The sequence below is a fragment of the Nocardioides jensenii JCM 1364 = NBRC 14755 genome (assembly GCF_001552535.1).
In the GTDB taxonomy this organism is placed as follows: Bacteria; Actinomycetota; Actinomycetes; order Propionibacteriales; family Nocardioidaceae; genus Nocardioides; species Nocardioides jensenii.
On the sequence record NZ_BCRJ01000034.1, the window covers coordinates 75,791 to 82,613 of the forward strand.

The 6,823-nt window shown below is 69.5% G+C and carries 6 protein-coding genes and 1 pseudogene; 1 reads left to right on the top strand and 6 read right to left on the bottom strand.

Annotation, left to right across the window (positions count from 1 at the left end):
- Positions 1 to 36: 36 nt before the first annotated feature.
- Positions 37 to 861 carry an MEDS domain-containing protein gene (locus NJ4_RS09200; RefSeq protein ID WP_169799232.1) on the top strand — a complete coding sequence of 275 codons (825 nt, stop codon included), beginning with the start codon at positions 37 to 39 and terminating at the stop codon, positions 859 to 861.
- 28 nt (positions 862 to 889) lie between these two features.
- Here NJ4_RS09200 and NJ4_RS09205 read toward each other — a convergent pair whose 3' ends face one another.
- The 6 genes and pseudogenes from NJ4_RS09205 to NJ4_RS09230 form a co-directional block, all read right to left on the bottom strand.
- Positions 890 to 1,453, bottom strand: coding sequence for a DUF2231 domain-containing protein (locus NJ4_RS09205; protein WP_067433448.1), 564 nt, complete (start codon positions 1,451 to 1,453; stop codon positions 890 to 892).
- Between the two features lie 116 nt (positions 1,454 to 1,569).
- Positions 1,570 to 2,931 carry an FAD-dependent oxidoreductase gene (locus NJ4_RS09210; protein WP_174524594.1) on the bottom strand — a complete coding sequence of 454 codons (1,362 nt, stop codon included), beginning with the start codon at positions 2,929 to 2,931 and terminating at the stop codon, positions 1,570 to 1,572.
- A gap of 10 nt (positions 2,932 to 2,941) precedes the next feature.
- Positions 2,942 to 3,874: a 3-carboxyethylcatechol 2,3-dioxygenase gene (locus NJ4_RS09215; protein WP_067433416.1), complete on the bottom strand. Its 933-nt coding sequence runs from the start codon at positions 3,872 to 3,874 to the stop codon at positions 2,942 to 2,944.
- The gene (gene mhpA, locus NJ4_RS09220) at positions 3,831 to 5,594 is read right to left on the bottom strand and encodes a bifunctional 3-(3-hydroxy-phenyl)propionate/3-hydroxycinnamic acid hydroxylase MhpA (protein ID WP_067433454.1); all 1,764 of its coding nucleotides are present in this window, start codon (positions 5,592 to 5,594) and stop codon (positions 3,831 to 3,833) included. Before mhpA ends, NJ4_RS09215 begins: the two co-directional genes overlap by 44 nt.
- 13 nt (positions 5,595 to 5,607) lie before the next feature.
- Positions 5,608 to 6,471, bottom strand: coding sequence for an alpha/beta fold hydrolase (locus NJ4_RS09225; protein WP_157550989.1), 864 nt, complete (start codon positions 6,469 to 6,471; stop codon positions 5,608 to 5,610).
- 105 nt (positions 6,472 to 6,576) lie between these two features.
- Positions 6,577 to 6,823: pseudogene (locus tag NJ4_RS09230) on the bottom strand (hypothetical protein); the annotation flags it as partial.

Below are 6,823 nucleotides of genomic sequence, written 5' to 3' on the forward strand. Positions count from 1 at the left end.
ATGTCGATCGCCCTACTCGCGCGTAAAGTTGTGGGCGTGCGGAGAGACGGGCTCGTGGACCTGCCCGGCGACGTCGGCCTCAACGGTCACGCGTGCTGGGCCTATCAAGACGTGTCCGGTGACCTCCGGAACGCGGTTGCCGCCTTCCTCGCCGAAGGCATCGAGCTCGGTCAGCGTCTGATGTTCGTGGGTGGGCCGGAGACCGAGCGCGCGGTGTGCAAGCTGGAGCCGATGGCGTCCTGGGTCGCCGACGGGTCACTGGTCATCGCGCCCTTCGAGCAGGTCTACCCCGGCGGACACAGGCTTCCCAACGACGAGCAGTGGGCGATGTACTGCGCTGTCATCGACCAGGCACTGGCCGACGGTTTCACGGGGCTGCGGGTGGTGGCCGAGGTGACCAGCCTGGCCGCGTCCGACCCGGCCGGGCACGAGCACGCGCACTGGGAGACCTACGCAGACAGGCAGATGCCTCATCGGCCGTTCGCGGCCCTGTGCTGTTTCGATCGCACCGTGCTCTCGTCGCAGGCCCTGGCCACGATCGCGAGCGCCCACCCGATTGCGGATCGACGTCTCGAGGAGCTGGCGCCGTTCCGACTCTTCGGCCGGGGCGACATGATCGCGCTCGCGGGCGAGGTGGACGCCTTCTCCAGCGCGACCCTCGGCCGCCTGCTCGACGCCGAGGACGGCGCGCACGGCACGGTCGTCCTCGACCTGAGCGGGCTGGACTTCATCGACCACACTGGCTTCCGGGTCATCGAGGAGCACTCCCGCAACCTGCTCAGCGCCGGTCGGAGTCTGTTGGTGCAGGGTGAGCCTGCGGCGTTCCGACGCATCGAGTCGATCCGTGACCACGCGCGCTGAACGCATCGGCGTCCGAGGTCGAGACTTCCTACCCCGGGTGTACGTCGAACGCGGGGTGGTGGGTCGACACGTGGCGTGCTGCAGCGAGGTGACCTCCGAGGTAGGCACCAGCGCCGGCGACGGCTGCGCCCAGGAGCGAGAGCCTGGCGCCTGAGTCGGGGTGACCGCGTCGACGGGCGATCCAGGACGCGGCATAGAGGCCGATGGCCACGCCGTTGGAGACGGCGTGGACGAACCCGACTCGCTTCTCCTTCGGGCCGGCCGTCGACCACTCGGCCCATCCCGACCACGCCGTCGGGCCGACGAACACCAGTCCCGTGCCGACCAGGGCTTGCGCCGCCTCCGGCCAACGTCCCCGACCGACGACGTCGAGAACGCTCGCCGACGTCCAGGAGCCCAACGCCAGATCGGTCAACGTGGGATGCAGGGCGTGACCGAGCCAGTCCCCGCGCAGCACCGCTCCACGCGCGCCGGAGCCGAACAGCTTGGTGACGTGGGGCTCGAGCACCCGCACCGGGCGGTCCAGTGCCGTGGTCTCCTCAAGGCCTCGGACCCAGCGCACGATCACGGGTGGTGGCTCGAAGGTGGTCATCGGTTCCTCCTCGGTGGCGTGCACGGTCCGTGCGCCCTCACCTTCACCCTGCTCCGATGCTTGCGGAAGTTCAACGGGTGTGACGGGTTTGGAGCGACCCCACGGGTGCTCCTCGGTCAGCGGGGGAGACCGGCCAGCACCTCGTTGAACGCCTCGGTGCTGGAGGGATGCGTCCAGATGCCGTCGCGCAGGTCGGCGGCCGGTACGTCGGCCCGCATCCCCAACGCGACCAGATTGACCAGCTCCTGGGAGTCGACGCAGAACAGCGTGGCGCCCAGAACCAGTCCGGTCTTCGCATCGACGACGAACTTGATCAGGCCGTGCGCCTCCTCGACGATCTTCGGGCGGGGCATGGCGGCGATCTCGGCGACCTTCTTGCTGAGCACGTGCACGTCGAGACCCCGTGCCCGCGCCTCGGCCTCGCTCAGCCCGACCCGGGAGAGCGGCGGGGTGAGGAACGTCGTGCTCGGCACGCCCACCCGGTCCGTCGTACGCCGGGTGCCGACCCCGACCAGCTGGTCGAGCACGATGCGGTGATCGTCGTAGGAGATATAGGTGAACTGAGGACCGCCGTTGACGTCACCGACGGCGTAGACCCCGTCGGCCGACGTACGCAGGTGCTCGTCGACGGTGATGAAGCCGCGCTCGTCGACGTCGATGCCCGCCGTCGCCAGGTCGAGCCCGTCGGTGGCGGGTGAGCGCCCGGTGGCCAGGAGTACGGCGTCCGCGGGGATCTTCCCGCCCTCGTGCTCGACGGTGACCCGGGTGCCGTCGTCGGTGAAGGCGGTGGCCCGGACCTCGTCGACCACCTCGACCCCGGCGTCGGCCAGGCACGCGGCGACCGCCTCGGCGACGTCCTCGTCCTCGCGGGGGAGCAGACGCTCCGCGGCGTTGAGCAGCGTCACCTGCGACCCGAAGCGGGCGAACATGCCGGCGAACTCCAGACCGATGAAGCCGCCGCCCACGATCACCAGGTGCTCGGGCAGCGGCTCGACGTGCTGCAACGTCGTCGAGTCGAAGATGCGCGGGCCCTCGGCGCCGGGCAGGTCGGGTCGCGCCGGGACCGTGCCGGTGTTGACGATGACGGTCTCGGCGGCGATGCGCAGGCGGTCGTCGCCCGCGGCCACCTCGACCTCGCGTGGGCCGACGAAGCGGGCCCTCCCGTCGACCAGGGTGACGGCGTCGACCTCGTCGAGCATGGCGTGGTTCTTGGCGCGGAGCTTGGCGATCAGTGCGTCACGCGCGCCGACCGCGGAGTCGAACCACTCGGCCGGACCGTCGGAGCCGCGTCGCAACTCGGCGCGGTGCACCAGCGCCTTGGTCGGCACGCAGCCGATGTTGATGCAGGTGCCGCCGTACATCTGGTCGGACTGCTCGACCATCACCACGCTGCGACCCTGGGAGCCCAGGGTCTTGGCCAAGGTCTTGCCCGCCTTGCCCCAGCCGATGACGAGCAGGTCGGTCTCGATGCGTTCCATGGAGCAGAGACTAGCGGGCAGTCATCACGCCGAAGCCGGCGATGAACTCGGGGATCGGGCGGTAGAAGCTGCTCGTGACGGTGTAGTCCCCGGCGGCCCGGAGCGCACTGAACGCGGCCAACCAGGTGCGCACCTCATGGGCGCTGTTGCCGGCGTCGAGCGCCATCTGGTCGGGCGACCAGGCGTCGACCTCCTCGAGGGTGCCGGCCGCCATGATTCGCATGAACTCCTCGTCCCACTCCGGGTTGAGCTCACGGATCGTCGCCTCGCCGGCGGCGAACTGCTTCGCGGTGTCGATGACCCGTTGCTGGCGGGCGTCGCGTGCGGCAGCGGTCGGATGCCGGCCGTCGAGCATCATGTCTCGCTGCGGCTCGGTCGCGGTCGCCCACTGCGGCACCGGCGGATCATGGGACAGCCCACCCGAGCCGAGCACCAGGACCCGCTCGTCGAGGCTGTCGAGGAACCCGCCGATCGCCTCGCCGAGCAGTCGCACCCGACGCATCGACGTGAACGGCTTGGCGACACAGTTGACGAAGATCGGGATCACCGGCTTGGCGGCGATGTCGCCGAACAGGATCTCCAGCGGCTGGACGGCACCGTGGTCGATCTCCATGCGGCGCGAGATGGCGAGGTCGACATCACGGTCGATCACGGCCTGCGCGAGCTGCTCCGAGAGTGCGGTCGGTACGTCGAGCTTCCCGGACTGGGTGCCGTAGTCGCCGACCGAGAGGGACTCGTAGCCGACACAGAACGGCGGCATCAGGTCGTAGAAGAACCCGTTGTAGTGGTCGGGCGCGAACGAGACGACCAGGGTCGGGTCGTAGTCGGCGACGAACGCGCGGGCCCGGTCGAAGGCCTCGTCGACGCCGGCGGTGACGTCGGCCGGCGGGTCGGCGAAGTCAAGAAGCGGGCTGTGCGACATGGACACGAGGGCGAGTGACATCGGAGGCTCCTTCCGTGGCTGAGGGGGTGGCGGACATCGCCTCGAGCACCGCGGCGAGCGTCGCGGAGGTCTCCTGGGCGAGACAGACGGCGGCGACGAAGCGGTCGGGCCGCAGGAACACCACGCCCATCGGTCGGTTGTCGAACCACTGCTTGAGACGTCCGTGCGCGTCACCGATGACGGTGACAGGTGAGTCGGCGTACTCGCGCTCGGCCCAGGCGCGCTGGGTCTCCGGCACGAACGCGACGAGGTTGATGCCGTGGCGGCGTACGACCTCGAGGTCGGCGGCGGTGAGATGACGCGTGGGGTCGTTGCCGAAGGCCGCGATCGTCCACCAGTTGCCGGTGGCCTCGTCGAGGAGTACGTCGTTCGCGGCGGCGGTGTTGACCCGCGGCTGGATGAACTGCAGGCCGACCGGTGAGCGCGAGTCGGGTGCGTCGACGAAGGGGAGCAGCCGGCGTGTGAGCGAGAGCTCGGCGTTGCCCGAGGAGCCGGTGGACTGGTCGACGACGACGCCACGGTCATAGCGGGGCATCGGCTTGAACCGGAGCTCGGTGAACCAGCTCTTCACGGAGGGCACCACGTTGAGCGCGTTGGCCACGAGGTCGCGGACGCGTCCGGCGACCGGGCCCAGCTTCATGATCGAGCCGGCGGTCATGTTGATGTCGATCATGGCCTGGGCGTGTGACCGGCGCTCGGCGTCGTAGGAGTCGAGCAGGCTGTCGTCGCAGGCGCCGGTGAGCACCGAGGTGAGCTTCCAGGCGAGGTTGGTCGCGTCGCGGATGCCCGAGTTCCAGCCCTGGCCGAGCCAGACCGGCATCAGGTGCGCCGCGTCACCGGCGATCAGCACCCGGCCCTGGCGGAAGCTGGTGGCGATCCGGCCGTGGTGGGTGAAGACCCGTTGGTCGATCACGTCGAGCGTGGTGGGGTCGGGGACGTGGTCGGCGAGCATGCGGTGCATGAACGCGGGGTCCTCGACGAGCTCGGTGGGCTCGTCGTCGAACAGCATGAACTCCCACCGGCGGATCGCGTGGGGGAGGCCGATGGAGACGTAGGGGCGACGCGGGTCGGCTCCCAGGTAGACGTTGGGGGTGCCCAGCGGGTCGTTGTTGACGTCGACCACGAGCCAGCGGGTCGAGGGTGACTTGCCCTCGAACTCGACGTCCATCCAGCCGCGGGTGAAGGAACGCCCGCCCTCGGACCCGACCAGGTAGCGGGCCGACACCTCGACGGTGCCGCTCGTCGTCGCGAAGGTCGCGACCACGTGGTCGTCACGGTGGTCGATGCCGACCAGCTCGTGACCGAAGTGCAGGTCGACGTGCTCGTAGCGGGACAGGCCGGCGCACAGCTCGCGGTCGACGAGCTGCTGGATGAACCCGCTCTTGCGCGGCCAGCCGAACTCCTCGGAGGTCGGGTTGTTCTCGACCAGCACCTGGCCGGATCCGTTGACCAGCCGGGCGATGTGGGTCGGCACGGTGTGCTGGCGCACCTGCTCGACCAGGTCCATCGCCTGGATCGTCCGGAACGACTCGTCGTCCAGGCCGACCCCGCGCGGGTAGTCGATCAGCTCGTCGCGGGCCTCCATCAGGGTGGCGCGCTGGCCGTAGCGACCCAGCAGGTTGGCCAGGCTCAGGCCGACCGGACCGGCGCCGACGATGAGGACGTCGGTGTCCAGGGTGGCGGCGTCACTCGCGAGCTCCAGGGAGACGGCGTCCGTCATGTCGGCGCCCATCTCAGCGACCGAGCAGGAAGTCGAGGTGGATGCGGTTGAACTCGTCGGTCTGCTCGTACTGCGGCCAGTGGCCGGCGTTCTCGATCACCGCCAGCGAGCCGTGGGGGATGAGGTCGGCGATCCTGCGTCCCTCGTCGACCGGGCCCGACGGGTCCTTGGTGGTCCAGATGACCAGGGCCTCGGCCTTGATGGCGCGCAGGTCGTCGTCGGTGAGCATGTTGCGCTTGCGGGTCTCGAGGTCCTGCAGGGCCATGTTCATCTCGCAGGCCAGCTTCCACTCGGGCTGCTGGAAGATCTGCTGACGGGTCTTGATCAGGTCGTCGGTGACCATCGCGGGGTCGGCCATCAGCCATTCGAGGCGGGCCTTGACCCGCTCCCACGACGGGTCGTTCGCGGCCTCGGTCGACAGGGTCAGGAGCCGCTCCATCACCTGGGGGTTGGCCATCGTGCCGCCCATCGTGTTGAGCGCGATCCGCTCGACCTTCTCGGGGAACAGCTGCGCGAAACGGGCCGTGACCCAGCCGCCCAGGGACTCGCCGGAGAAGTACGCCGTCTCGGCGCCCAGGGCGTCGAGGACGTGGTTGACCTGGTCGATGTAGTGCGTGATCTCCAGCGGGTGCTCGGGCTTGGCGGAGTAGCCGTGGCCGATGAAGTCGATCGCGTAGGTGTTGAAGTGCTCGCCGTGGGCCTGCAGGTTGCGGGCGTAGGCCTCGGCGTGACCGGTGATGCCGTGGAGCAGCAGCAGCAGCGGCTTGGAGTCGTCGCCGGTGTGCAGGTAGCGGGTCCGGTAGGGCCCGGCCTGCAGGAATCCCTGGCTGAACTCGACCTGGTTCAGGTCGGACCAGACGCTGGTGAACTCTGCCATTTCCATCTCCTCGTGTGCAGATAGCGCATGTAATGACGCGTTATTTACACACAGTATGACGGCCGTCACCTCGGGTTTGTCAAGACCCGCGTGGTGGTCCGCGCGTCAGGCGAGCGCGGCATCGAGGCGGCGTACGACCTCGAGCAGGGCAGGGACCGCTCGCTCGGCGACGTCCTCGCGGTTGGTGATGATGTTGACGCAGGCGCCGGGCAGGCCCTCGTGGCGGGCCAGGGGAGCGGCCACTCCGTAGGCGCCCGGCTCGACCTCGCCGAAGGTGAGCGCGTAGCCCCGGCCGCGGGCCAGGCTGACCGCGTCCGGCTCGCCGAGAGTGGCGGGTCGTCCGGCCAGGAGC

Excerpts from the sequence above, each read along its gene's own strand:
- NJ4_RS09205 (WP_067433448.1), bottom strand. The coding sequence starts at position 1,453 with ATGACCACCTTCGAGCCACCACCCGTGATCGTGCGCTGGGTCCGAGGC.
- NJ4_RS09210 (WP_174524594.1), bottom strand. The coding sequence starts at position 2,931 with ATGGAACGCATCGAGACCGACCTGCTCGTCATCGGCTGGGGCAAGGCG.
- NJ4_RS09215 (WP_067433416.1), bottom strand. The coding sequence starts at position 3,874 with ATGTCACTCGCCCTCGTGTCCATGTCGCACAGCCCGCTTCTTGACTTC.
- mhpA (WP_067433454.1), bottom strand. The coding sequence starts at position 5,594 with ATGACGGACGCCGTCTCCCTGGAGCTCGCGAGTGACGCCGCCACCCTG.
- NJ4_RS09225 (WP_157550989.1), bottom strand. The coding sequence starts at position 6,471 with ATGGCAGAGTTCACCAGCGTCTGGTCCGACCTGAACCAGGTCGAGTTC.